This window comes from Streptomyces sp. NPDC026092 (assembly GCF_040638605.1).
GTDB lineage: Bacteria > Actinomycetota > Actinomycetes > Streptomycetales > Streptomycetaceae > Streptomyces.
In genome coordinates this window covers 43,789-69,237 of the sequence record NZ_JBEZYN010000009.1, presented here as the reverse complement: position 1 = coordinate 69,237, position 25,449 = coordinate 43,789, and the positions used below count along the sequence as shown (strand labels likewise).

At 69.3% G+C, this 25,449-nt stretch carries 19 protein-coding genes; 7 read left to right on the top strand and 12 right to left on the bottom strand.

Annotated elements, in window-relative coordinates; genetic code table 11:
- The first annotated feature begins 93 nt into the window (after positions 1-93).
- Together AB0F56_RS16850 and AB0F56_RS16845 are read left to right on the top strand one after the other, a co-directional pair.
- Positions 94-714, top strand: coding sequence for a TetR/AcrR family transcriptional regulator (locus tag AB0F56_RS16850; RefSeq protein ID WP_362009682.1), 621 nt, complete (start codon positions 94-96; stop codon positions 712-714).
- Positions 715-766: 52 nt separating this feature from the next.
- A complete protein-coding gene (locus tag AB0F56_RS16845; protein ID WP_362009679.1) occupies positions 767-1,288 on the top strand; it encodes a DinB family protein in 522 nt (173 codons plus the stop codon).
- Positions 1,289-1,335: 47 nt separating this feature from the next.
- On the opposite strand, the gene AB0F56_RS16840 is transcribed toward AB0F56_RS16845, so the two are convergent.
- From AB0F56_RS16840 to AB0F56_RS16785, 12 genes are all read right to left on the bottom strand, one after another.
- Positions 1,336-1,809 carry a hypothetical protein gene (locus tag AB0F56_RS16840; protein ID WP_362010292.1) on the bottom strand — a complete coding sequence of 158 codons (474 nt, stop codon included), beginning with the start codon at positions 1,807-1,809 and terminating at the stop codon, positions 1,336-1,338.
- Between the two features lie 94 nt (positions 1,810-1,903).
- The gene (gene ung / locus AB0F56_RS16835) at positions 1,904-2,587 is read right to left on the bottom strand and encodes a uracil-DNA glycosylase (RefSeq protein WP_362009677.1); all 684 of its coding nucleotides are present in this window, start codon (positions 2,585-2,587) and stop codon (positions 1,904-1,906) included.
- Positions 2,588-2,681: 94 nt separating this feature from the next.
- Entirely contained in the window at positions 2,682-4,259 is a 1,578-nt protein-coding gene (locus tag AB0F56_RS16830) for an ABC transporter substrate-binding protein (RefSeq protein ID WP_362009674.1), read from the bottom strand.
- A gap of 150 nt (positions 4,260-4,409) precedes the next feature.
- Positions 4,410-5,177: an SDR family oxidoreductase gene (locus AB0F56_RS16825; protein ID WP_362009671.1), complete on the bottom strand. Its 768-nt coding sequence runs from the start codon at positions 5,175-5,177 to the stop codon at positions 4,410-4,412.
- Between the two features lie 26 nt (positions 5,178-5,203).
- Complete coding sequence (gene fabG / locus AB0F56_RS16820; RefSeq protein WP_362009668.1) at positions 5,204-5,965, bottom strand: 3-oxoacyl-ACP reductase FabG; 762 nt, start codon at positions 5,963-5,965, stop codon at positions 5,204-5,206.
- A gap of 149 nt (positions 5,966-6,114) precedes the next feature.
- Positions 6,115-6,498 (bottom strand): DUF3037 domain-containing protein, encoded by a 384-nt coding sequence (locus AB0F56_RS16815; protein WP_362009665.1) that lies wholly within the window; start codon positions 6,496-6,498, stop codon positions 6,115-6,117.
- Positions 6,495-7,340, bottom strand: coding sequence for a HipA family kinase (locus AB0F56_RS16810; protein WP_362009662.1), 846 nt, complete (start codon positions 7,338-7,340; stop codon positions 6,495-6,497). The genes AB0F56_RS16815 and AB0F56_RS16810 overlap by 4 nt, the downstream gene beginning before the upstream one ends.
- Before the next feature lie 59 nt (positions 7,341-7,399).
- Complete coding sequence (locus tag AB0F56_RS16805; RefSeq protein ID WP_362009660.1) at positions 7,400-8,056, bottom strand: hypothetical protein; 657 nt, start codon at positions 8,054-8,056, stop codon at positions 7,400-7,402.
- Positions 8,057-8,139: 83 nt separating this feature from the next.
- Complete coding sequence (locus tag AB0F56_RS16800; RefSeq protein ID WP_362009658.1) at positions 8,140-8,694, bottom strand: RNA polymerase sigma factor; 555 nt, start codon at positions 8,692-8,694, stop codon at positions 8,140-8,142.
- A 74-nt stretch (positions 8,695-8,768) separates the two neighbouring features.
- Complete coding sequence (locus tag AB0F56_RS16795; protein WP_362009655.1) at positions 8,769-9,221, bottom strand: hypothetical protein; 453 nt, start codon at positions 9,219-9,221, stop codon at positions 8,769-8,771.
- Positions 9,222-9,454: 233 nt separating this feature from the next.
- A complete protein-coding gene (locus AB0F56_RS16790; RefSeq protein WP_362009653.1) occupies positions 9,455-10,033 on the bottom strand; it encodes a hypothetical protein in 579 nt (192 codons plus the stop codon).
- A 30-nt stretch (positions 10,034-10,063) separates the two neighbouring features.
- Positions 10,064-17,794, bottom strand: coding sequence for a DNRLRE domain-containing protein (locus AB0F56_RS16785; RefSeq protein ID WP_362010289.1), 7,731 nt, complete (start codon positions 17,792-17,794; stop codon positions 10,064-10,066).
- 1,284 nt (positions 17,795-19,078) lie between these two features.
- Between AB0F56_RS16785 and AB0F56_RS16780 the strand changes: the two genes are divergently transcribed.
- From AB0F56_RS16780 to AB0F56_RS16760, 5 genes are all read left to right on the top strand, one after another.
- Positions 19,079-19,555: an MmpS family transport accessory protein gene (locus AB0F56_RS16780; protein WP_362009650.1), complete on the top strand. Its 477-nt coding sequence runs from the start codon at positions 19,079-19,081 to the stop codon at positions 19,553-19,555.
- Between the two features lie 60 nt (positions 19,556-19,615).
- Positions 19,616-21,196 carry an N-acetylmuramoyl-L-alanine amidase gene (locus tag AB0F56_RS16775; protein ID WP_362009647.1) on the top strand — a complete coding sequence of 527 codons (1,581 nt, stop codon included), beginning with the start codon at positions 19,616-19,618 and terminating at the stop codon, positions 21,194-21,196.
- Positions 21,197-21,550: 354 nt separating this feature from the next.
- Positions 21,551-22,072: a hypothetical protein gene (locus AB0F56_RS16770; protein WP_362009644.1), complete on the top strand. Its 522-nt coding sequence runs from the start codon at positions 21,551-21,553 to the stop codon at positions 22,070-22,072.
- Between the two features lie 90 nt (positions 22,073-22,162).
- The gene (locus AB0F56_RS16765; RefSeq protein WP_362009641.1) at positions 22,163-22,732 is read left to right on the top strand and encodes a hypothetical protein; all 570 of its coding nucleotides are present in this window, start codon (positions 22,163-22,165) and stop codon (positions 22,730-22,732) included.
- A gap of 220 nt (positions 22,733-22,952) precedes the next feature.
- Positions 22,953-25,449 (top strand): hypothetical protein (locus AB0F56_RS16760; RefSeq protein ID WP_362009638.1); only part of this gene is annotated, 2,497 nt, incomplete at its 3' end.

Here is a 25,449-nt window from a genome sequence, read left to right as displayed (position 1 = left end):
GACGGCCACACTCGGCAACTACAGCTGTAGTTGCCGTCACCAGGACCGTACTACAGCTGTAGTCACCGCGGTATTGGTGGATAGGTTGTCCCCATGACCGCCCGCACCTCCGCGCCCGCCCCGGACTCCCCCGCCCCTGCCGTCTCCCGGCCCACCCTCATCGGTGACGCCGCGCTCGCCCTCCTCGTGGAGCGGGGGATGCGGGGGCTGACCCATCGCGCCGTGGACGAGCGCGCCGGACTGCCCCACGGGTCGACGTCGAACCACGCCCGCACCCGGCAGGCGCTGCTCGAAACGGCCGTCCGCAGGCAGGTCGAGCTGGAGTCGGCGGTGCTCACCCTGGACGAGCTGCCAGGACCCGACGCCGGGCCCGACGCCCTGGTGGACGCCCTGTCCCTGGCCCTGCACCGGTACCTCGCCGACCACCGGGCGCTCCTCGTCTCGCGCTACGAGCTCGCCCTGGAGGCCACCCGTCGCCCCGAACTCCGCGCCTTCTTCGACGCGGCGGGCTCGGCGAACTTCCACGGGCCACTGATCGCGATGATGGCTGCCGCCGGCTCGGCGGCCCCGGCGCGCCACGCCCTGTCCCTGATCGCCTGGTGCGAGGGGCTGCTGTTCTCCTGCGCGGCGGGATCGTTCCACTCGGCCCTACCCACCCGTGCGGAACTGCGCACCGGGTTCCAGGAGTTGCTGCGGGGCATGCTCGGCGGGTGAGCCACGGCGTAACCCCCTGGCGCCGGCCCCGGCGATGGGACACCATGCCCGGATGACTTCCGTCGATGACAGCGCGCGTACCGAACCGTCCACCCTCGCCGGCGAGCGCGAGATGCTCGAAGGCTGGCTGGACTACCACCGGCAGACCCTCGCCCTGAAGTGCCTGGGCCTGGACGAGACCCAGCTGCGCACCGCCTCCGCTCCCCCGTCGAACCTCACCCTGCTCGGCCTGGTCCGACACATGGCCGACGTGGAGCGCGGCTGGTTCCGGCGGGTCATGGCCGGCGAACGGGCCGAGCGGATCTACGGCACGGTGGAGGACCGGGACCGGGCGTTCCGGGTCACCGACGCGGACACCTGGGAGGAGACCCACGCCACCTGGCAGCGGGAGATCGAGGGAGCGCGCGCCGTCGCGGCGGCCCACGGCCTGGACGACGTGGGCGCGGGCAAGCACCCGAGCGGCGAGGTCTTCAACCTGCGCTGGATCTACGTCCACATGATCGAGGAGTACGCGCGCCACAACGGCCACGCGGACCTGCTCCGCGAGCGCATCGACGGAGCGACGGGCGACTGACCGGGCGGCAGGCGACCGACAGCCCGGAGCGCGCCCCCACCCGCCCCCTACCGCCCCCGCAGCCGTGCCTCCAGGCGCTCGATCGCGGCCCTGACCCCGTTGCCGTAGCCGTCGTCATCCAGGGCTTCCGAGGCGACGCGGGCCCGGTCGAGATGGACCCGGGCCGCGTCGAGTCGCTGGAGCTTGAGATAGTCGGCGGCCAGGTTGAGGTGGAGCGAGGGGTACAGGGCCCGGAGCGCGACGGCCGAGTCGTGGCCGGCCGACCGCTCCCCGTACAGCTCCTCGGCCGCGAGCAGGGCCCGCAGGTCCCAGGCCAGCTCGGCGTCCGGGTCGTCCTGCGCGTCGGCCAGGTAGTGCGCGAGCGTGCAGCGGTGCAGGGGGTCGCCCTCCGGGCCGAGCTGCCCCCACAGCTCGACGAACCGGTTGCGCGCCTCCTCGCGGTCTCCGCCGTGGAGCAGCATCGTCGCCTGCCCGATCCGGGTCAGGACGCCGTCGTCCGCCACCTGCTGCTGCTCGGTCACTGCGGCCTCCACGCGCTCACCGTCCGGGGGCTCCGACGCTAACCGCCGAGGCCCCCGATCCGGCACAGGCTCGGGTGGCGGCCCGTCGGACGGCTCAGCCGAGGTTCGGGACGCGCCAGTCGATCGGCTCGTGGCCCTGGGCGGCGATCGCCTCGTCGATCTGGGTGAAGGGGCGGGAGCCGAAGAACTTCTTCGCCGACAGCGGCGAGGGGTGCGCGCCCTTCACGACGACGTGCCGCTCCTCGTCGATCAGCGGGAGCTTCTTCTGGGCGTAGTTCCCCCAGAGCACGAAGACGGCCGGGTCGGGGCGCGAGGCCACCGCGCCGATCACCGCGTCCGTGAACTTCTCCCAGCCCTGGCCCTTGTGCGAGTTCGCCTCGCCGGCCCGGACGGTGAGGACCGCGTTGAGCAGCAGCACGCCCTGCTCGGCCCACGGCATCAGATAGCCGTTGTCGGGCACGGGGTGGCCCAGCTCCTCCTGCATCTCCTTGTAGATGTTCCGCAGGGAGGGCGGGGTCTTGACGCCCGGCCGGACGGAGAAGCAGAGGCCGTGCCCCTGCCCCTCCCCGTGGTACGGGTCCTGTCCGAGGATCAGGACCTTCACCTTGTCGTACGGCGTCGCCGCGAGCGCGGCGAAGACCTCCTCGCGCGGCGGGTAGACCGGCCCCTTGGCCCGCTCCTCCTCGACGAACTCGGTCAGCTGCTTGAAGTACGGCTTCTGCAGCTCGTCCCCGAGGACGCCGCGCCAGGACTCGGGCAGCATGTCGGTGTCGGTCACGTCAACAACCTCCGGTAGGCGATCTCTTCTACGCCTCAGAACCTACCGGGGGCCACTGACAACGGTGCCGCTCGGGCCGCCTGCCGGCGGCCGTCTACCAGCTCGCCCTGCGGCTGAGCTCCCACATCTGCATGACGGTCTGCGGGTCGAGCGCGCGCTCGGCACCGCCGATGTCCTCGCTGGCCGCGATGTAGAGCTTGCCCTGCCACAGCGGAAGCAGCCGGACGTCCTCGACCATGATCTCCTGGGCCTTGCGGAACTGGGAGACGGCCGCCCCGCGGTCGGACTCGCGCCGTGACTTCGGCAGGATCTCGTCGGTGATCTCGGGGCTCAGGTACGGCGTCCCCAGGGCGTTCTGCTTGCCGACGAACGGGGAGATGAAGTTGTCCGCGTCCGGGAAGTCGGGGAACCAGCCTCGGCCGAAGACCGGGTACTGCCCCTTCTGGTAGCCGGCGGCGAACTCCTTCCACGGCTTGCTCTGCAGGGTCACCCGGAACAGCCCGGAGGCGTCCAGCTGCCGCTTGAGCTCGGCGAACTCCAGCGCGGTGCCGGAGCCGTACCGGTCGGTGGTGAACCAGAACGTCAGGTCGACGGGCTTCTTGATCCCGGCGTCCCGCAGGATGTCCCGCGCCTTGGAGACGCTCGGCTCGCCGAAGCGGTCGAAGAACTCGGTGGTGTGGCCGACGATGCCCTTCGGGACCATGGAGTACAGCGGCTCGGCCGTGCCCTTGTACGCCTTGTCGACGAGCTCCTCACGGTCGACGAGCTGCGCGATCGCCTTGCGGACGGGCTCCTTGGCGACCGAGGGGTCCTGGGCGTTGAAGACGAGGTAGCGGATGTCGGCGCCCGGCGACTCGATCAGCTGGAGGTGCTCGTTGGCGTCGCTGGCGCTCTGGAGGTCGACGACCTCCTCGGCGGTGAGACCGCGGTAGGTGGCGTCGATCTCCTTCTTCTTCAGCGCGGCGACCATCGGCTCGGACTCCTTGAAGTACCGGATGGTCACGCCGGCGTTCTTGCGGTCCGCGAACCCCTTGTAGGTGGGGTTCTTGGTCAGCTCGGCCTTCTCGCCCTCGGTGTACTCGTCGAGGACGTACGGACCGGAGCCGGTGAGCTCGCCGTCCTCGCGGAGTGCGTCGGCCGGGTACTCGGCCGGGTCCACGAGCGACATGGCGGGCGTGGCGAGAACGAACGGGAAGGTCGCGTCCGGCTTGTTCAGCTTGAAGACGACCGTGCGGTCGTTGACCGTCTCGATCTTGTCGAGCGAACCGAGCATCCCGTTCGGGCCGCCGTCGGCGTCGATCTTCCGGATGCGCTCGATCGAGTACTGCACGGCCTTGGCGTCCAGCGTGTTGCCGTTGGAGAACTTCAGCCCGTCGAGGAGGGTGCACTCGAAGATCCGGCTGGCGGTGTCCGTGAATTTGCAGTCGGCCGCGTCGGACTGCGGGGACGTACTGCCCGTCGGGAAACTCACCAGCGTCTGGAAGACATTTCGGAACAGCTCCCAGGAATTGTCCCAAGCGGCTGCCGGATCGAGCGTGGTGGGAGAACTCGTCGTGCCGACCACGAGTCTCTGGTCCGCCGCGGATTCATTGTCCGAAAACAGCCCGCATCCGGACACCAGGGATATGGACGCAAGGGCTGCAGCGACCTGCAGACTGGTCCGGTTGAACACGTGCGCACGCTCCTCGTTCAGCCTTGGGTCGGCCGACCATACCGCAGCGCCCCGCCAGGTCAATGTTCGACCCTGACGGGGCACTTGAGGCATTCGACGATTAACCGGGGTCAAACCGGTCAGAAGTTCAAGCGAGTGTCCGGATATCGGTCACCCGACACCGGCGTTGAGGAAAATCCCCCCGTCGACCACGAGAGTCTGGCCCGTGATCCAGTCCGACTGGTCGGACGTGAGGAACGCGGCGGCGCCCCCGATGTCCTCCGGGACGCCGAGCCGCCCGAGCGGGTAGGCGGCGGCCGCCTCGGCCTCCCGCCCTTCGTAGAGGGCCTGGGCGAACTTGGTCTTCACCACCGCCGGGGCGATCGCGTTGACCCGGACGACCGGCGCGAACTCGTGCGCGAGCTGGAGGGTCAGATTGACCATCGCCGCCTTGCTCATTCCGTACGCGCCGATGAAGGGCGAGGGGGAGATTCCGGCGACCGACGCGATGTTCACGATCGCGCCGCCGTTGTCCTTCTGCCAGGCGTGCCAGGTCTGCTGGGCGAATCCGAGCGCGGAGATCACATTCGTCTCGTAGACCTTGCGGGCGACATTCAGGTCGAGATCGGCCATCGGTCCGAACACCGGGTTCGTCCCGGCATTGTTCACCAGGAAGTCGACCCGGCCGAAGGCTTCCATGGTCGCCGCGACCGCGGCGGCCTGGTGGGCCTCGTCGTGGGCCTTTCCGGGTACGGCGATGACCCGGTCGGAGCCGAGCTGCTCGACGGCCTCCTTGAGGGCCTCCTCGCCGCGTCCCGTGATGCAGACCCGGTCGCCCCGGGCGACGAGGGCCTCGGCGACGCCGTAGCCGATGCCCCGGCTCGCGCCGGTGACGAGGGCGACCTTGCCGGACAGCTCGGGCAGTTCCTTCGTGCTCATGTACGTCTCCTCTTCCCGCGCGGGCGTCAGTTGAGCGGGCCGCCGGCCACGTACAGGACCTGGCCGGAGACGAAACCGGCGTCGTCGCCGGTGAAGAAGGCGATGGCGTTGGAGACGTCCTCGGGCCTGCCGACGCGCTGCACCGGGATCATGGAGGCGGCCGCGGCCTGGAAGTCCTCGAAGCCCATGCCGACGCGCTCGGCGGTCTGCGCGGTCATCTCGGTGACGATGAAGCCCGGGGCGACGGCGTTGGCCGTGATGCCGAACTTGCCCAGCTCCTTGGCGAGGGTCTTGGTGAAGCCCTGCAGACCGGCCTTGACCGCCGCGTAGTTCGCCTGGCCCCGGTTGCCGAGAGCAGAGGACGAGGAGAGCGAGACGATACGGCCGAAGCCCGCGTCCACCATGTGCTTCTGGCAGGCCTTGGCCATCAGGAACGCACCCTTGAGGTGGACGTTCACGACCAGGTCCCAGTCGGACTCGGACATCTTGAAGAGCAGGTTGTCGCGGAGCACGCCCGCGTTGTTGACGAGGATCGTCGGCGCGCCGAGCTCGGTGGCCACGCGGGCGACGGCGGCCTCGACCTGGGCGCTGTCGGAGACGTCGCAGCCGACGGCGATGGCGGTGCCACCGGCGGCGGTGATCTTCTCGACGGTGTCCTTGCAGGCCGCCTCGTCGAGGTCGAGTACGGCGACGGCGCGGCCCTGGGCGGCCAGCCGTACGGCGGTCGCCGCTCCAATGCCCCGCGCCGCGCCGGTCACGACGGCTACGCGCTGCTCGGTGGTCGACATGCTGATTCTCCTCGCCCTTGGATCATCCCTGGTTGCGGCCCGCTCCGTGCGTCCCCCACGTACATGAGCGACCGCTTAGTACCTTCGCAGACGAGACGCTAGAAGCCCTGGCACCCGGTGTCAACGGCACACCGGGTGCACCGGCCCACTCAGCGCACAAGGAGGTCGAGCAGCCGGTCGACCTCGCCCTCGGGATCGAGGGTCAGACCGGTGTGCACGGGCCCGGGCTGGACGACGGTGGAGCGAGGCGCGATGAGCCACCGGAACCGCCGCCCCGCGTCGTCACGGGAGGCCTGTCCGGCGTCTTCGCCCCCCAGGCAGATCCCCTCGACCGCGTGCAGAGCGGCCCGTACCCCGACGACGTCCGCGCCGGGGTCGAGCGCGCGGAGCTTGCCCTCGTCGAGATGGGTCCGGGCGGCGACGAAGGACTTGGCGCGGCAGTAGACCACCACACCGGCGTTGAAACACTCACCGCGCTCGACGCGTGGCACGACGCGCAGCAGCGCGTACTCGAAGACATCGCGGTCGGTCACGTGGTGCGGTCCTTCTCGGTGGAGTGCGGCCGGGGGGCGAGGCGCTCGGCGAGCCAGCCGGGCGGCTGCGCGGGCCGGCGCTCGACGCGCGGGCCGAGGGTGATGCGCTCGTGGATGGTCGCGGCGCGCGGCAGCAGGGCCTCCACGTAGGCCCGGCGCAGCGCGTCGGTGCTGTCGAAGCCGGGCTCGTCGACGAGCCACTCGTCGGGCACGTCGGCGGCGACCTCCTCCAGGAGTTCCCGCGTGACGAGCGGCGCGAGCTCGGCAGCGGCGGCGGCGATGTCCGGCGAGAACGGCGCGAGGGCGTGGTCGGAGGCGTCGTACGGCTTGGCGGCGGACGCCTGGGCGCCGGGCCAGTTGTGGTGCCAGATCATGGTGGCGCCGTGGTCGATCAGCCAGAGGTCGCCGTGCCAGACGAGCATGTTGGGGTTGCGCCAGGACCGATCGACGTTGTTGATGACGGCGTCGAACCAGACGACCTTGCCCGCCTCCTTCGAGTCCACCTCATAGGCGAGCGGATCGAACCCGAGGGACCCGGGCAGATAGTCCATCCCGAGGTTGAGCCCTCCACTGGCCTTCAGGAGCTCCTGCACCTCCTGGTCGGGCTCGGAGAGCCCGATGACGGGATCGAGCTGTATCCCGACCAGCTCGGGCACCCGCAGCCCGAGCCGCCGCGCGAGCTGCCCGCACACGACCTCGGCGACGAGCGTCTTCCGCCCCTGCCCGGCGCCGGTGAACTTCATGACGTACGTACCGAGGTCGTCGGCCTCGACGATGCCCGGGAGCGATCCACCCTCACGCAAAGGCGTGACATAGCGAGTCGCTGTCACTTCTGTAAGCATTTCGCCAGGCTATACGGCACGACCCTGACGATCGCCGACGGCGGCTGTCCGGGCACCCCTCAAGGCCGAGGAGGGTCGTCCTTGCCGTTCGGGTTCGGCGAGCGCTGGTCTCGGGCGTCGCCGACCGCGTCGGGGGTGGTCTTGTCCGAGGCCGGGGAGTCGTCGGTGAGCGTCGCGCAATAGGACGGCACGGCGTTTTCGCCGCCGGCCGCCGCGATCAGGCGTCGCCAGGCGGTCGAGTCCAACGCCTTGCCGCCGCGCTCGGTCTTCTTCTCGTACGCCCGGCACAGCGCTTCGTGGCTCTGCGCGGCGCCCGGCGGAGTGCGCTCCGATGGTCGCGGCGTCGGCCCGGCCGTCTCCGGTCCCGGTGCCGTCGACGCGGCCGACCCCGAAGGCGATCCAGGCGGGGCGCCCTTCTCGGGCGGTGGAGGCACGAGTGCGCCGCGGCTCGGCTCGGGACGGCGCTCCGGCGCCTCCGAGAACGGGCTCGGCAGGCCTCCGGCGGCCAACGCCACACCGCCCAGCGTCACGCTGGTGACCAGCGCGGCCAGCGCCGCCTTCGGCCAACGCCCCCTGCGGCGCTCCGCCGCCGGCCGCCAGTCGTCGCGGCGCCGGGTCCGCCGCGCGGCCGCATCGGAGTGGATGCCCGCGTCGCGCGCGGCGCGGAACGCGGTGACCGCCTGCCGCACCGCGTCCTCGTCTCCGTCCTCGACCATGGGCTGGTCCGGACGCAGCGCAGCTCTCAACGCCCGCGTCACAGCGTCGTCTTCGTGATCGTCGTCCCGCTCACGGCCCTGACTCATCCTTCACCTCCCCGCAGCTGTCTGGCCAGGCGTCGCAGCCCGCGATGCGCAGCGGACCGTACCGCACCGGGCCGCTTGCCCAGCACGCGTGCCGCGGCCGGACCGTCGAGTCCGACGACCACCCGCAGCAGTACGGCCTCCGCCTGGTCCCGGGGGAGGCCTGCGACCATCTCTAACGCCTCCGCGGTCGACACCGCCTCCAGGGCCTCGCCGGCGGTGTCCCGCTGCGCGGGCAGCTCCAGCACGTCCTGGTCCAGCACGTCCTGCCGCGGGCGGGAGCGCAACCGCCGAAGGTGATCGAGCGCGCGGTGCCGGGCGACGGTCGCGGTCCAGCCGCGAAAGCCCGCGCCGTCACCGCGGAACCGCCCGAGGTCCCGTGCTATCTCCAGCCAGGCGTCGGAGGCCACGTCCTCGGCGTCCTCGCCGACCATCCCCCGCAGGTAACCCAACAGCCCCGGGTGCACGAGGCGGTACGCGTCGGCGAACGCCGCCTCGTCCCCGCCCTGGGCCCGCTCGACGGCGTGCCCCAGCACAACATCGTGAGCCCTCATGCGTGTTATCGGTCTTCCTGCGTGAACTGTGCGGGACGCGGCGGCTGATCGCGCCGCCGGACGGCCCCGGCCAGCTACTTTACGTGTCCCACGGCGCAGCCCGTGAGCGGGGCGGTGCGGGCTCGTCCCGGGAAGAGCAGGGAGAGTTCGTACACGGACTCGCCGGTTCCCAGCTCGAAGCGGTTCACGACCTTGCCCAGTGGGTTCCAGGCCCGTCCGTCGGGGCTCCGGATGCCGACGGGCTGCCGAAAGAGCCCGTACATCTCGTCGTCGAAGTCGACCCATCGTGCGCCGGAGCGGCGTACGAACACCTCGCCGGCGTAGGCGCCGAGCCCTTGGAGGGCCGGTCCGACGGCGGCGGGGTCGTCACCGCTCCGTCTCAGCCCGTCCACCACGCGGTCCACGATCCGCAGGCTCTTCACCGAGTAGTCCAGCGGCAAGCGCGTCCTCGCGGTCGCGCGGGAGACGAACGCGGCGGCGTGTCGGCTCATGTCGGCGGCTCGCAGCGTGCGGCTGACGCGGTCCATGGTTCCCACCCCTCGTACGCGAACCGGTGCGGTACCCCGGTCCTCCGTCGTTCTCCGAGGTGCCACGGGTGCGCCGTGCCCCTCTCGGAATCCAGCGGAACGAGAGGCCGGACCATCACGGCTTCACGCTGTGATCACCGCCACATCCCGCCGCAAAGGAACCGCCGGGCACCTGTCGGTGCCCGGCGGCCTGGTGCGGACGGGTAATCAGTCGACCGGTCCGGCGGGGGCGGTCACTCCGCCCACGGGTCGAGCCCCTGCTCCAGCAGGCGCTCCTCCTCGCTCTCGCTCAGCAGGAGCGCGGGATGCCTGCCCCAGAGCGAGAGGTCGCTCAGGGGGTTCGCCGGGAACTCGGCCCGCAGGACGCGGACGAGGAACTCGACCATCCCGCAGTCGTGGCGACGCCAGATGCCCTTGCCCCGGTGGTAGACGAGCACCGGCCACGCGGACGGGTCGTCACCGGAGGCGTCCCAGCAGACGATGTCCGCCGCCGCGTCGGAACCCCAGGCGATCAGCCGCGGCCGCGCCCCCTCGAGCTCGGGCTCCTTCCCGAAGTTCGCCCAGGCGTCCTCGGCGGTGAGGGTCTCCACGAGCATGCCGCCGTAGGGCGACGTCAGCTCATCCGCTTTCGGCTCGGGGACCTGGACCTGGAAGAAGTTGTCGATCGCCCCGGGTCCCCACACCTCCATGAACGCGCGGTAGTCGGGCGGGAACTCCGTGCCCCACGACGCGTTCATGACGGCCCAGTCGACGGGCGCCTCGGGTGCCGTCCTCGGCGGCATGAGCTGCCGCAGTGTCTCCACATCAGTCATCGCGGTGCCTCCTGCTCCTTCCGGTCGCCGTCATTCCATCGATCCCGTCGGTACCTGCCGGCCGGTGTTCTGATCGTTGAACATGCCGAGGTTGCGGCCCGCCAGGGTGTTGGAGATGAAGGTGTCGATGGATATTCCGGCACTTCCATCCGGATTCGTCCCTTGTGCATGGATGGCGAATCCGGTGGGTACGGTACGGCGGCCACTGTATCGGGGGGTCACCGAGTAGTAGACGTCCTGTCCTGCCTGCACGGCCGCGGCGATGTCCGCCTCGTACTTGGCCATGTTGTTGTCGCCCTGCTGGGATCCGATCTGCTTGGCGTTGGCTCCACGGGCGCACGTGGCGAGGTTCCGCGGGTCCGTACCCGACCCGGTCAGCTGGTTGGCCAGCAGGTGGCAGGCGTTGATGTTCTCCCGGATCGGCCGCGCACCGAGGAAGCCGGCGGTGCGCTGCGCCCACCGGTACCCCGGAGGCGTGAACACGCGGGTATCGGTCTCCGAACCCGAGTGTGAGGCCACGTACTCCTTGGTGAGGCAGGAGGTCATGCCGGTCGCCCGGCTGCCGTTGCTCTTGTCCACGTCACCGTGCTGAACCCAGCCGGACCCGCACTTGCCGCTGTCGTCGTCCTCGTCCGGCGAGGGCCGGGGAGCCGGCTTGGGCTTGGGCTTGGGCTGCCTGGCCCGGTCGATGGCGTCGTTGATGCCGCGCGCGGTGGACACCAGCGCGTCACCGAGGCTGTCCGCGAGACTCGGACGGCCCTGCTGCTCCGCGACCACCTCGTCGGTGGCGACGACCGCGACCGCGACGAGGGCGATGACGATGGGGATCGCGATGGCGAAGTGCCCGTCGACCTCGACGTTGCTGATCGGGTTGCCGCCGGTGAAAGCGTAGCGGTTGCCGGTGAAGGGGTCGCTGCCGAGCCCCATGTCGGCGAGGGCGCCGTTGTACATGTCCCGGGTGGTGAAGCGGTTGAGACCCGGGTCGTAGTTGCGGAAGCCCATGTCGTAGGTGCCGGACTGGGCGTCCCACCGCTTGGCGTTGTAGCGGTAGGAGTTGTACTCCTCCTTCGTCGGATCGCCGGCATCGGGCTTGTCGATGCCGGTGAACTCGGTCGTGTCGTTGCTGCCGTAGGCGGTGTAGCCGTAGGTGGCCTTGGTGTCGCCGTTCCTGTCGGTCAGCGTGTCGACGTCGGTGTGGCTGTTGTAGCCGTAGAAGCCGTCCTCGGTGGTCCCGTCGGTGTTGTGCTTGACCTGGGAGAGCCGCTCGCCCCACGGCGAGTACTGGTACGACTTGGTGAGCTTGCCGGCGACCTCCTCGTTCAGCACCTCGCCCGAAAGACCGAGGTACGTGTACTGCGTGGTCTTCCCGTCGGCGGTCTTCGACGTGGTGCGGTCCAGCGGATCGAAGGCGTAGGTCGTCGACTTCATCGCGCCGGAGCCGTCGCGCTGCTGGGACTCGACGACATGGTCGAAACCGTCGTAGACGTTCCGGGAGACCACCTGCCCGCCCTGCGTGACGGACTCGGTCCGGCCGAAGGGGTCGTAGTTGAACGTGGACGTGGTGCCGCCGGTGGTCGACGTCTGCAGCCGGTTGCGGTCGTAGGCGAAGGCGGTGGAGGTGCCCTTCACGTTCTGGCTGACCACGTTGGCGTTGTCGTCGTGGACGTACGTCTCTGTGCCCGCGCCGTTGCCCGTCTTGACCGCCTTGGCGAGGCGGTCGGCCGGGTCGTACGCGTAGTCGGTGGTGGAGTCGAGGTACGCCGCGTGGTTGTCGGCGTTCATCTTCCTGACCACGTCCTGCGCCTTGTTGCCGTTGGCGTCGTAGGCGTAGGTGTGCGAGGCGACGAGGGTGCCGTTGCCCTTCTTCTCCGTGGTGGTGCGGACCGCGCCGTCGAGGAAGTAGGCCCTGTCGACGGTGTTGCCGTTGGCCTTGGTCTCCCGGGCGACCGCACCACGGTCGGTGTAGGTGTACGAGGACACCTTCGGGGAGGGGTCCGTCGGGCTCGTCCCGACCGACACCGTCTTGACCAGTTCACGCGGGTCGTAGGTGTAGCGGGAGAACTGGTCGGCGTGCGTGACCGTCTCCGGCTGGCTGTTGGCGTCGTAGGTGTAGGTGCTGGACTTCTTCTCCTGGCCGGCGAGCGCCTCGGTCACCTTCTGGACCTGGTTGAGACCCGTGTAGGCGATCGTGTAGGCGTCGACCCTGGCCCCGGACGAGGTGTCGTCGATCGACGTCAGGTTGCCGTTGAGGTCGTACGCGTAGGCGAAGGTGTGCTTCTCGGTGTCGGACTCGGACGACGTGTCGCGCACGAGCTTGACGCCGTCGGCGACGACGACGCCCCCGCTGCTCTGAGCGAGCTGGAGCTTCGCCGTGTTGCCCTGGGTGAAGGCGTAGGAGCCGATCGGGACCCAGGTACCGGTCTGCGCGTTCTGGTCCTTGGTGACCTCCGTCGTGCCGCCGCTGTGGGTGACCGTGTACTTCGCGGCCGCCGTCGCGCCGGTGACCCTGGGGTACTTGACGTACGCGGTGTACGTGCCGTCCTTCGGGACGTTGAGCGTCCAGGTGTAGGCGTCGGTGCCCGCGCCCGAGGCGTGCGTCCGGTGGTCGTACCCGGTCTGGCCCGTGGCGCTGCCGGCGGTCCAGGTGCCGGTGGAGGACGTGTGCTGGGTGTCGGAGTTGTCGACGAGCACGACCGCACTGCCCACCGGGATGCCGTCGTCCGTCTTGGACTTCAGCCTGCCGTTCGGGTAGTACGACCAGCCCATGGTGCGGCTGGAGGAGCCGCCCGCCGACGTCAGCGTCCGCGAGGTCTGCTGGCCGATGGCGTTGTAGTCGTAGGAGGTGACGATGGACCACGGGTCGGTGGACGCCTTCGACCAGCCGTTGTCGAAGTACTCGAAGACCGTGTCGTTGCGGACCGTCTGGCCCTCCGACGGGGGCATCGAGGTCCTGGAGACCCTCCCGACCTCGTCGTAGGAGGTCTGGGTGTAGACGTCCGGCTTGTTGTAGCGGGGGTCGGCGGGGTCGTACGGCTGGAACTGCTTGACCGGGCGGTTCAGCGCGTCGTACTCGGTACGGGCGGTGAAGTCGTCGGCCGTGGTGGTGGCGGAGCCCCGCGGCGAGATCGCCTTGGTGGCGTTGCCGACCTGGTCGTACTCGTACCGCGTCGTGCGGTGGACGATGTCCGCGCCGGTGCCGGAGTGCGGCGCCTTGACCTCGGTCTGGCGGCCGCGCTCGTCGTAGGTGATGGTCGACGTGTTGTTCTCGGCGTCCGTCGTGGAGACCAGCAGCGAGTCCTTGTCGTATGTGCGCTTGCTGGACTTGCCGAGAGCGTCGGTGAGTTCGACCGGGCGGTGGTTGAGGTCGAAGAGCGTTTTGGTGGTGTAGTCGGTGGTGTCGGCGGTGGCGTTCTTCTTCGGATCGACGACCGTGACCACGTTGCCGACGTTGTCGTAGGTGTAGGAGATCGTGTCCCCCACCCCGTTGATCACGGAGACGAGCTGGTAGATCTCGTCGTAGGTGTTGGTGGTCGCGAAGTCGGACGGGTCCGCCGGGGTGAGGAGGCCCTTCGGCTCGGTCGTCGTCCGGAGATGGCCGGCCTTGTCGTAGGAGTAGGTCGTCGTCCGCACCGGTGCCGTCGGCGAGTCCTTCGGGGCCGTGCCCGAGGTGATCTGGTCGGCGGCGTCGTACACGGCCGTGGACACCGCGCCGTGCGGCGCCGTGACGCTCGTGACGTTGTCGTTGGCGTCGAAGACCGGTGCCGGAGTGGTGATCAGCTCCCCGGCAGCCTGGTCCTTGGGCGCGGTGGAGGCCAGCGGGCGCCCGAAGGTGTCGTACGCCTGCGTGGTCCTCTTCCCCAGCGCGTCGGTGACCTCGGTGACCTGGCCGCGCACGTCGTAGAGGTACGACGTGGACTCGCCCAGCGCGTCCGTGATGGTGGCCGGGTAACCGCTCGCCACGAAGTCGCTGTTGACCGTCGGGTTGCCGTTGGCGTCGGTCGCCCTGGTCAACTGGCCGTAGGAGTCGTAGTCGTACGACGTGGTGTAGTCACCCGCCGTCGGGGTGGCGACGCCCTTCGGGTCGGTGACGGTCTTCAGGTTCCCGTACGTGTCGTAGCCGAACTGCCACTTGCGGCCCTCGGGAGACGTCTTGGTGAAGAGGTCGGCCGAGAAGCCGTCGAGGCGTGTCTGGTAGCTGTAGCGGGAGGAGTTCGCCGGGTACGTGCCCGGTGCGCACTCCCCCGCCGTGGGCACACCGCCCTTGTTGTTCTCGGCGTCACGCGACCAGAGCGGGTAGCCGGTCTTCTGGTCGTAGCAGTACGCGGTCTTCGCCCCGTTGGCCTCCTCCATGTACGTGACGTTGTTGTCGGCGTCCCACGACATCTTCGTGGTCTGTGACTTGGCGTTGGTCGTCTGGACCGGGCGGCCGAAGTCGTCCGTCACGTAGTCGGTGGCACGGGACTCGGCGTCGGTGACCTTCGTGTCCGTGAACTTCGTGTTCCCGGCGTTCACCGCGTAGGCGAAGTCCGTCGGACCGCCCAGACGGTCCGTGATCCGCTGCGTCCACCAGTGGTACTTCGGGTCGCCACCGGTCTGCGGCGCGTAGTAGGACAGGTTCGTCGCGTTGCCGCGCGGGTCGGTGGCCTTGACCAGCTTGACGTTCTTGTTCCCCTGCGTGGCGTCGTAGGTGAACTTGAAGTCCTTGGGCTGTCCGGACCCCACGCCGTCGGTGATCTGGCCGAGCAGGCCCTTGTCGGTGTAGTAGAAGGAGATCTTGCGCCCGGAGATGTCCGTCATGGACTTCACGTGGTCGTAGATCTTGGAGTTGGTCAGGTTCGAGCCCGTGACCTTCGCGCCCGAGTCGTTGATGTACTCGTAGGACGCGTCTCCCTTCTTGTAGTGGTCGACGGTGAGCGACTGGCGGCCGGCCGGGTCCGTGACATAGGTCAGGAACTTGGTCGGCTTGTTGTTGGACTTGCGCTCCTCGTAGGTGAACGACTGTGTGTTGCCGTTCTTGTCCACCGTCGAGGTCAGGTAGCCATCGCAGCCGAACAGGAACCGCGTGCCATCGGGCCTGGTCATGGTCCAGGCATCGGGTACCGGGTCCTTGGTGGGCTTGCAGTCCAGGCCCGCCTTCATCGTCAGCTTGTAGTGGACACCGGCCGGCGCCTTCCACACGCTGTTGGCGGCGTCCCAGCGGAAGACGTGCGTGGTGCCGTCACCGTCCGGGAGGCGGATCTCCGTCGGGTTCGGGTTCGGGTGGAAGTCCAGCGGCGCACCGAGCCGGATCGGCCCCGCGGCCTGCATCGACCAGCCATGCCCCGCGACGGTGTCGGAGGTGTCCTGCGAGTTGTAGGCGAACCGGACGAAGGTGCTCAGACCCCGGCCCGGATTGCTGAAGGCGTTGTACTGCCAGACGCCGTTGCCGGAGGACAGGTTGTTCATCAGCGTGGAGCCGGCGCCGGTGTTCTTGCCGGTGTAGCTGTAGAACTTCTCCAGGCCGAGGCTGTTCGAGGTGGGGTCCTCGACCGCGACGTTCTGCTTCAGTGCCGGAATGCCGCCCGTGCCGGCGGACAGCCAGGTGCCGTCGGAGATCTTCCGGATGTCCCAGCCCAGCACGTACTCGTTGCGCTTGTTGCCGGAGTCGGAGTTGTTCGGGGTCTTGACCTGCGCCTGGAGGGTGGCGGACTTGCCCGGCAGCAGGGCCGGGACCGCCGTCTTGAGCTGGTTGCCGCCGGTCGTCACGTCCGTGCCGTCCGGGAGCTTCCAGGTGTAGGACAGCTCGCGCTCGCCCGCGGCCCAGGCCGTCGAGGTCGTATTGGTGACCGTGAACTCCACCGAGTACGTGGAGTTCGGGGTCATCCGTGCCGGCGTCTGCGGCGCGTAGTACGTGTCCTCGGTCGTCGCGTCGACGTAGATGACCTGCATGTACGGACGCAGCTGCGGGTCGGACGCCTCGGACGACAGGAACAGCGTGCGCTCCTGCGGGCCGGTGGTGGTCTCGTCCTTCAGCTTGACCAGGACGCCCTTGTTGTTGGCGGGGGTGCGTACCCAGGACTGCATGAGTCCGGTGGCGTCCCACCAGTGGCGGCCGACCTCGTCGGTGATCTGCGGGACCGTGTCGGCGACGGCGGCCGAGAAGTCACCGCCCGCGGTCGTCCACGGGGTCGTGGAGTTGGCGTTGTTCCAGGTGGCCTGGGTCTCGGTGAAGTCCCGGGTCAGGGAGTGGAGTTCGTAGATCGCGCCGTTGGTGGTGCTGGTGGTCTCGGCGCCCCACAGGTACATCTTGTTCTCGAGCACCGTGGCGGTGGTGGGGATGTCCGTGGTGGGGAACTTGATGGCGGCGCGGGTCTTGCCGTACGTACCGGAGTTGTTGCCCACGCTCAGCCAGGTCTGCGCCTTGCCGGAGACCAGGCCGTCATGGTTGACGGTCGGCTGCTGCGAGGAGAGCGTGGTGTCGGTCTGGCCCGCCTGGATGATCTTCATCGTCCGGCCGGCCTTGGGGATGCCCACGATGCGGGTCGGGGACCCGAGGAGCTGGCCGTTCTTGGTCTTGACCGCGAGCTGGTAGTAGTACGACTTCCCGATCTCGCTGGAGCTGGAGTCCGGGGTCGGCACCGCCGTGGTGTCGGTGTACGTCGTCGCGGTCGAGCCGATCGGCGCGATCAGCGTCGCGGCGGACGGGGTGAAGGCCTGCTGCGTGGAGCGGTGCAGCTGGTACTCGACCATGTCCAGACCGGTGTCACCACTGGTGTTGGCGTACGCCGGCCAGGAGAGCTCCGGGCCGGTGGAGTGGACCACGGTCGGCGAGTTCAGCGACGTACCGACGGCCCCGTAGGTCACCGTCAGACGCGGATAGGTGGAGGTCTCACCGCCGTAGGCGTTGCCGTCGGCCGCCCCGTAGCGCGGGCCGCCGGTCGGCGCGGTGCCCGACTCGTCCTTCGCCTTCAGCACGAAGCCGTGGTTGGTCGCCGCGCCGGAGACCCACTGCTGGACCGTGTCGGCGACGGGGAAGTCGTGCCACTTGTTGTAGTCCCAGGCCGCCTTGGTGATCTCGGCGGGGTTCACGAGGCGTACCGAGTCGGCCAGCGTACGGGTCGTCGCCGAGCCCGTGTCGCCCAGGACGACCTTGCCTGCGTTCCCCTTGGCGAAGCTCAGCTCCGCGGCGTCCAGGGTCTTCCAGACGCCGCCGGTGCCGGTCTGGTTGACCGTGTAGTTCTTGGTGCCGCCGTTGTGGGTGACCGTGTACGGAGCGGCCGTGGCGGCGTCCGCCGCGGCCGGGTAGTGCACGTCCACCCGGTACGTGTCGGTCTCCGGGACCCTGGGCTGCCAGGTGTACGTCTCGCCCGTGAGCGCGTTCTTGTTGGAGGCGTAGTCGTCGTTGGTCGCCGCGCCACCGGTCGTGGTGGACCGCGGCCACTCTCCGACCGCCGCCGTACCGGCGTCACCGTCGTCCAACTGCACCGTGGTACCGGACAGCTCGCCCACCAGAGCGCTGGTGTTGGACCAAGTCGCGGGCGACGCGCCGGCCTCGCTCCACGCCCCGGTGGCCCGGTGCGCCTCGAGGGCGACAACGTTGCCGTTGGTCGTGTGCGACTGGTCGTAGTACAGACTCAGCCGTGCCGCGTCGACCTTCACCCCCGCCGGGATCTCGGTCAGCGGGAACTTGATCAGTGAACGGGCGATCCCGGTGTCCGTCTTGCCGACCGACAGCTTCCAGGTGTTGTTGAAGTTCACCGCCGGCTGGTCCGACAGGACCATCGTGTCCTCGGAGACCGAGGCGATCGGCGTGATCGTGATCGTCGGATCGATGACGACCGGGTACTGACGCTCCTTCGCCGCGAGCCACTTGGCATCCGGCGTGATCGTCAGCTTCCAGCCCTTGCCGTCGGCGTCCCGGACCAGCTTCTGGGTGACCCTGGTGCTGTACGTACCACCGGTGACCGACTGCGGATCCTTCGTGGCGTCCGTCATGTACGGAGCCGGGATCACCATCACCGGAGTGCCCGGAGCCTCGCCGAAGAAGGCGATCGAGCCGTCCTTGCGCGTCTTCGGCGTCAGGCCGCCCTCGGTCTCCAGAGTGAAGGTGAACGACACCGGACCGGCCGGGCGCTCGGCGAGGACGATGTCCTCCTTCACCTGACCGTTGCCGACCCGGTACGACAGGTCCGCGCCGGCGACGGCGTCCTTGTAGAGGACCCGGTCACCCTTCGCCTCGGGCTTCAGCGCACCCGCGCCGGCCAGGCCGAACGTGACCGCCCCACCGCCCTCCGCCTCGAACCGCATGAACCTGTCGGCGTCGGAACCGAACCAGCTCCTGCCGGCGTTCGCGGTGTTGGCGAAGTCGAAGCCCTTGTCCTGGGTGGCACCCACCTCGGTCGTGATCGGCTTCCAGGAACTTCCCGACCTGTACGAGGTCGGCACGGCCGTCAGTTCCGCTTCGATCCGGCCGTCCGACAGTTGCCAGAAGCGTGCCTGTGACGTCCGCTTGCCCGTGAGTTCCTTGACCCGCTTCGCCTTCGGGAGCTTCTCCCCCTTCGGCGACTTCTCCCGGCTGGGTATCTCCAGGTTCCCGCCGACCGGGGGCTTCGCCTCGCCCTGGTCGTCGTCCTCGTCCGAGAACCAGCCCGCGATGGTGTCGACAACGCCCTTGTCGTCGTCGGTCGACGGTGATTGCGGAGCCGCATGGGCGATCTGTGGCAATAGCGTGCCCGCCACCGCCGACACGACAAGACAGGAGAGATATCTCCTGAACGGAACTTTCACCTCTGTACCTTTCGGTATCGGCGCACCCGATTCACTGCACGCGAAATGGGCACGCCGAACGAGCCGCGGCGGATTTTCGCCCGGCTTGAAGAATGCGGGTGTTGCAGGGGGCTTTCTAATCAGTCTTCTGACGCCCGGTCAACCCTGAGGGCATAGCGGACAATCGTGTGACGGAGAGAGGTGTCGTTCGCCCGATTCTTCCGCTCGCTCGCGAAGGAGTGACGGCGTGGTGTATAACCGCCCGGTTCATCTGTCAGCTCACGAAAGCCGGGCTCTTTCATGTCGTCCAATGAACTCGCGGAAAACGCGGTGCGGGAGGAGAACGAGCACGAGAGCACGGGGGCCTCCCCGGACCGGCGGGGCTTGCTGATCGCCGGCATCGCCCTGCTCGCCTGCTTCGGGCTCGTCGGCTACGGCGTCCTCGACACCGACGAACAGCCGAAGCCGAGCGCGGCGCCGACGGCCGAGGTGACGTACGAGGTCTCGGGGACGGGGGTCGCCGAGATCTCCTACCTCGCCCGCAGCGAGGCCGGCACGGCCACGGTCGAGAAGGCCGTCACGCTGCCCTGGAGGAAGTCGGTCCAGGTGCCTCTCGGCCAGGCCCCGACCGTCGCCATTGTCCTCGACGGAAAGGGCGGGCAGGCGTCCTGCGCACTGGCGATCCGCGGCAAACACGTCCAGCGCGCCACCGCCATGGGCGAGTTCGGGCGCGCCACGTGCACCGGCGACCTGCCGCCCGGCGACGGCCAGGAGTGAGGCAGCACCCCACGGCCGGCCGAAGATACCGCCCAACCACATACGTACGAGGGATGGGACATGAGTCCAAGAGGAGCCCGCGCCAGGCGGGCGAACGGAAAGAAGCGCGCGGTCTGGCTGGCGGCGGGAGTCGTCGTCCTGGCAGGCACGGGCGTGACGGCCGTCGGCGCCTCCGGAGGCAGCGAGGATGCCGGGCCCGGTGACGGGTCGCGACCGGCCAAGGCGCATGTACTGGCCCTGGACGGCAAGGACCCGAAGAGGCGCTCGCTCCCGCGCACCGGGACGCAGACGTTCTCGCTCATCGGCGCCTCGTGGGAGGACAGCGGCGACACATTCGAGGGCACCGCTCAGATTCGCACCCGCAAGGCGGCCACCGGCGAGTGGAGCGAATGGCGCGACCTCGACTTCGACATCCGGGCGCCGGAGTCCGCCGAGGGCCGCGCGACGGACGTGCGCGGCGCCTCGGAGCCGTTGTGGGTCGGCCCGTCGGACGGCGTCGAGGCGCGAGTCGTCGCGGACGGCGAGGAGACCGCGGTGCCCGACGCACTCCGGCTCGACATGATCGACCCCGGACAGGCCGTCAGAGGCAAAGGCGACGGCAAGGGGAGCGGGAAGGAGAAGGGCAGGCCCACCGCCTCCCCCGACGCCACGCGCACCACCCCCGTCGCCCCCGCGCCGACCGACGCGCCGACGACGGCCGCGCCCGGCGCCGAACCGGGCGACACGACGGGAGGCTCAGGCAGCGGCGAGGCATCGCAGCCTCCGACAGGGGAACCGACGGAATCGGCCGGCGCGTCCGAGGACCCGGCTCCCACCACCGTCCCGGACCCGACGGAAGCACCGACGGAGGAACCCACCGGGGCTCCGACCCAGGCGCCCACCGACGAGCCCTCGGCCGAGCCCTCAACCAGTGAGCCCCCGACAGCCCCGACTCCTGGCACGACACCCACGGAGGACCCCACCGGACCGGAACCCACCACCGAGCCCAGCCGCACCGCCGAGCCCAGCACCACCGCTCCGACGGCTCCGACCGCTCCCGCCATCGTCAGCCGTGCCGACTGGGGCGCCGACGAGTCGCTCGTCGAGGACGCGCCCTCGTACCTCAACAAGGTCGACGCCGTCTTCGTCCACCACACCGCCGGGACGAACGACTACACCTGTGCCGACTCTCCGGCCATCATCCGCGCGATCCTCACGTACCACGTGCGGACGAACGGGTGGAACGACATCGGCTACAACTTCTTCGTCGACAAGTGCGGCACGGTCTTCGAGGGCCGTGCGGGCGGTGTGGACCGACCCGTGCTCGGTGCGCACACCTACGGGTTCAACAGCTACTCCTCGGGCATCTCCCTGCTCGGCAACTACGAGAACGGCGGGACGCCGACCGCCGCGGCCACGCAGGCCATCGCCGACCTCACCGCCTGGAAGCTCGGTCTGCACGGCGTCGACCCGCAGGCGAAGGTGACGCTCACGGCCGCCGCCGACACCGGCGTGTGGACCAAGGGCCAGGCAGCGACTCTGCACACCGTCTCCGGCCACCGCGACGGCTACGCCACACTCTGCCCGGGCGCGAGCCTGTACTCCGCGCTCCCGGGTATCCGTACGGCCGCGGGCAGTTCCCCCTACGCCACCGGAAACTGACGATCACGACCCGCGAACGAGGCGGCCGGGACCTTTTGGACAGGGCCCCGGCCGCCCGACCTTGGTGTAGGGCCTCGGTTCGTCGAAAGGGCGCGGCGCTCATCGCCACGCATTCAAGGTGGCCCGGTTATACAGGTTTTCTAGAAACCAACACGAGGCGACGGACAATGCGGACAATCGACGGCAATGCTGCTTGCAAGACCCCGTTCACAAGGGGTACGAAACGGCCTTTGAGATCCGCGATCGAGGTCCGTTGTTGGATAAATCCGCTTGCTGAAGCACTCGGTCCAGCGGGTGTCCGACACCGTAGATCCAAGCGGTACAGTCCCGACGGAGAGAATCCAGGGAGGACACATGGCCGTTGACGTGCCGGTGCAGCTGACGTACGTGGTGACTTGGCGGGAGATATCTGACGGGTTGAAAATTCAGCTGCGGCACAGCCCGGCCGGCCGATGGATGTATCGCGTCCTGTGGGCAGCGGCGGGCCTGCTCGGCCTGGTGATCATCGCGAACGTGTTGACCAGGGGCACTGACGCCCCGGGTGTGGGCTTGTGGAAGTTCGTGGCCCTCGCCTATCTCTCCTTGGTCGCCTTCCGCTGGTTGATGGCTCTGGCCCTGCTCGCCTACGCCCGGCATCTGGGCGAACACCGCGTGACGGTCGACGAGTCAGGGATCGAGACCGTTTCCGCGCGGCACACGCTGCACACCGGTTGGGGGTTCTACGGGCGCGCCGTTGAGGGTCGGCGCGTGTTCGTGCTGCTCACCCCCGATGTGTGGGGAACGGGAGTGATGGTCCTCCCCAAGAGCGGTCTGGATTCGGCGCAGGACTCCGAGCGACTCTGGACGCTGATCACCACACACCTCGGGGGCAGTTGACCGCCCCTTCGGCCGGGCGAAGGGGCCTTCCGATTGGAGCGGTGAGGTGATCCCGCTGAGGTCGCGCAGGGCCACCTCATCGACCATCTCGTGGCGGCCGGACGCGTCCCCCTGGCCGAGGCGGTCGCCGGCGACCTGCGCTGGGTGGAGTCACGCCTCGCCGAGCGCGGCCCCACCGCTCCGTGGACCGACCTCACCCGCATCGACACCCCTCACACGCGTCCTCTCGCACACAGCCTCGCGCAAATCAACCACCTGCTGTCTCCCACCGAACCGCCCCAGGCACTCAACAACGTCCTGCACACGCGCCTCGGTACCCACCCGCACTGGCAGCCACAGATCACCAGCCGCCACAACGACCTCGCCCAACGCCCCTGTCTCGAAGCCCTGTGGCCGCTGCCCGACGCCCCCACGCCGGCGCTCCAGCGGACCTTCACCGGACACTCCAGCGAACTGAATGCCTTGGCGATCTCGCCGGACGGGGCCTGGATCGCCACCACCGGTCTCGATGCGACCGTGCGGATCTGGAGGGCAGTGGATGGGGACGTTGCGGTCATCATGCGAGCCGAGGGGGAACTGTACGCATGCACGTGGGGCCCCGCCAACGAACTCGCGGTAGGGGGCGCACGGGGGCTGTACCTCTTGAAACTGCGTGTCTGAAGCGGCCGCGGCGCCGAGACGACCGGCCTCACGCAGTCGGCGCGGGCTACAGCGGGACGCGGGCGTCCAGGGCGGCCGGCAGGGCGCAGGACGTCGCGGCGGCCCAGAACGATGACGGGTCGATCTGTGCCTGCGCTTCTGGTCCGCGGCGGACACGGGAGCCAAGTCGGCCTGAATCGCGTCATGCATGTGTCAGATCTCGCTCGAGAAAGAAGACACGATGCTCAGACAGAGGCTGCGGTCGGCGCTCTCCGCACTGACCGGCACCCTGGTGGCCGGCGCGTTAGTCGCCATGACGCCACACGTCGCGCAGGCCGACGAACCGCCCTTGCCCCTGCCCTCTCCCTCCTCCTGCAACCCGGGTCCTTGGAATCTGACCCAGCACTACGAGGAGTTCGCGCCGGCCGACGGGCCCTGGCGGGTGGCGCCCGGAGACAACCTCGAGGTGACCGTCACCAAGTCCCGCACCATCGAGGTCGGCGCCCAGCTCACCGTCGGCGTATCGGCCGAGTGGGCCGTGGCCAAGGTCAACGCCGAGCTCGGGATCAGCACGAAGGTCTCATGGACGAGTTCGGTGGGCCTGAAGACCAACACCAACTCCCCGGCCCACGAGCTGACCCACGTCTACTACGGCGTCTTCACCGAACGCGTCCTCATGGAGCGGACCTGGTCCCCGGCAGGGTGCAACAAGGGGTGGCCGTACACGCTTCAGAACTTCCAGAGCGCCATGTGGCTGCAGCTCCCGAAGAGCGAAGGATTCAAGAAGGTCTCGATGCCCCTGGGGCGGGGCGGGGTGGGGACACCCGGTACGACCAACCCGCCCGCTCCGCCGCAGCCGCAGCCGGTGACGTCGGTCCACGGCCTGGCCGACGGCACGCTCCTGCACACCACGGACACCCGGCGCATCTACAAGATGGTCGGTGGCGCACCGGTCTGGCAGGCCACGTGTGACAGCGGCATCTGCGACTCCCCGCCACGACCGACGACCCAGTCGGTCATCGACGCGGGGCCGAAGACCCCGCGCAACGGCTCGTCGGCCATCGACCAGCGCGGCCGGATCTATATCTACGTCGGCGGTGCGCCGCTGCACCAGTCGCACTGCAACTCCCCGGTCAACTGCGGCAGGCCGCCGAAGATCTCGGACTGGTCGATCGACGCCCGTGACCACATGAACCAGGTCCCGGCCGACGGCAATCTGCTCCAGGGCTGGAACGGCGGCAACGGGACACCCGTCGCGCAGACCGTCGGCGGGGCGCGGCTCAACTTCGGCAGCCCGCAGGAGGTCATCGACACCGGCTTCGGCACGGACTGGGCCTCCAAGGTCGTCATCGTGTCGGACTACTCGTTCAACAACCTCGGCACGATCCCGGCGGACGGCACGCTCGTCCAGGGCACGGGCGGCGGTGCCTCGACGCCGGTGGCCATGTTCGTGGCCGGCTCGCGCATCAATTTCGCCTCGCCCGAGGAAGTGGTCGAGACGGGGTACGGGACGAACTGGCGCCAGAAGGTACGCGCGATCCCGAGCCGTGCCTTCAACGAGTTCCACGCCGACATCCCGCCGGACGGCTCGCTCGTCCAGGGCATCGCGAACGGCGTCCCGACGCCTGTGGCCATGATGCTCGGCGGTGCGCGGATCAATTTCGGCTCGCCGCAGGAGGTCATCGACTCCGGCTTCGGTACGGACTGGGCGTCGAAGGTCCGGACGGTGCCGACGCGCGCGTTCAACATGATCCGCGCCGACGTACCCGACGACGGCACGCTGGTCCAGGGAACGGGTGGGAATTCGCCCGTCGCCGCGATCATCGGCGGCGCGCGGGTCAACTTCGCCTCGCCGCAGGAGGTCATCGACTCCGGCTTCGGCACCGACTGGGCGTCGAAGGTCCGTGCGCTGCCCGCCCGGGCGTTCAGCCTGATCCCCGACCGGATCGGGGACGGCACGCGGGTGAAGAAGGCCGGTGCCACGTCGCAGGCCGGCATCGTCGGGGGCGCGAAGGTGCCGTTCGCGTCGATGGACGAACTGATCGCCTGCGGGTTCGGGGACAAGCGGATGTGGACCATCCCCGACCGCGTGTGGGACGCGCTCACGACCGAGATCGCGGACGGCACCCGGCTGAAGAAGGCGGGGTGGTCGTCGGAGGCCGCGGTCGTCGGCGGTGCGAGGGTGGACTTCTGGACGGAAGCCGAACGCAACGACGCCGGCTACGGCGGCGTCATGCTCCAGTACATCCCGGCCCGGGTGTGGGACGCGATGACGACCAGGATCGCGGACGGCACGCGCATCGCGAAGAGCGGGTGGTCGTCGGAGGCCGCGGTCGTCGGCGGGGCGAGGGTCGACTTCTGGACGGAAGCCGAACGCAACGACGCCGGCTACGGCGGCAAGCCTCGCCAGGTCGTCCCGATCCGGGTCTGGGACGCGCTCCCGCAGCGGATCGCGGACGGCACGCGGGTGAAGAAGGCCAGTACCCCCTCGCAGGCCGGGATCATCGGCGGGGCGAAGGTACCGTTCGCCTCGATGGACGAACTGATCGCCTCCGGCTTCGGCAGCAAGCCGATGTGGACCATTCCGGACCGGGTCTGGGACGGCCTCCCGAACCAGATCGCGGACGGTACGAGGCTGAAGCAGGCCAGTACCCCCTCGCAGGCCGGGATCATCGGCGGGGCGAAGGTACCGTTCGCCTCGATGGACGAACTGATCGCCTCCGGCTTCGGCAGCAAGC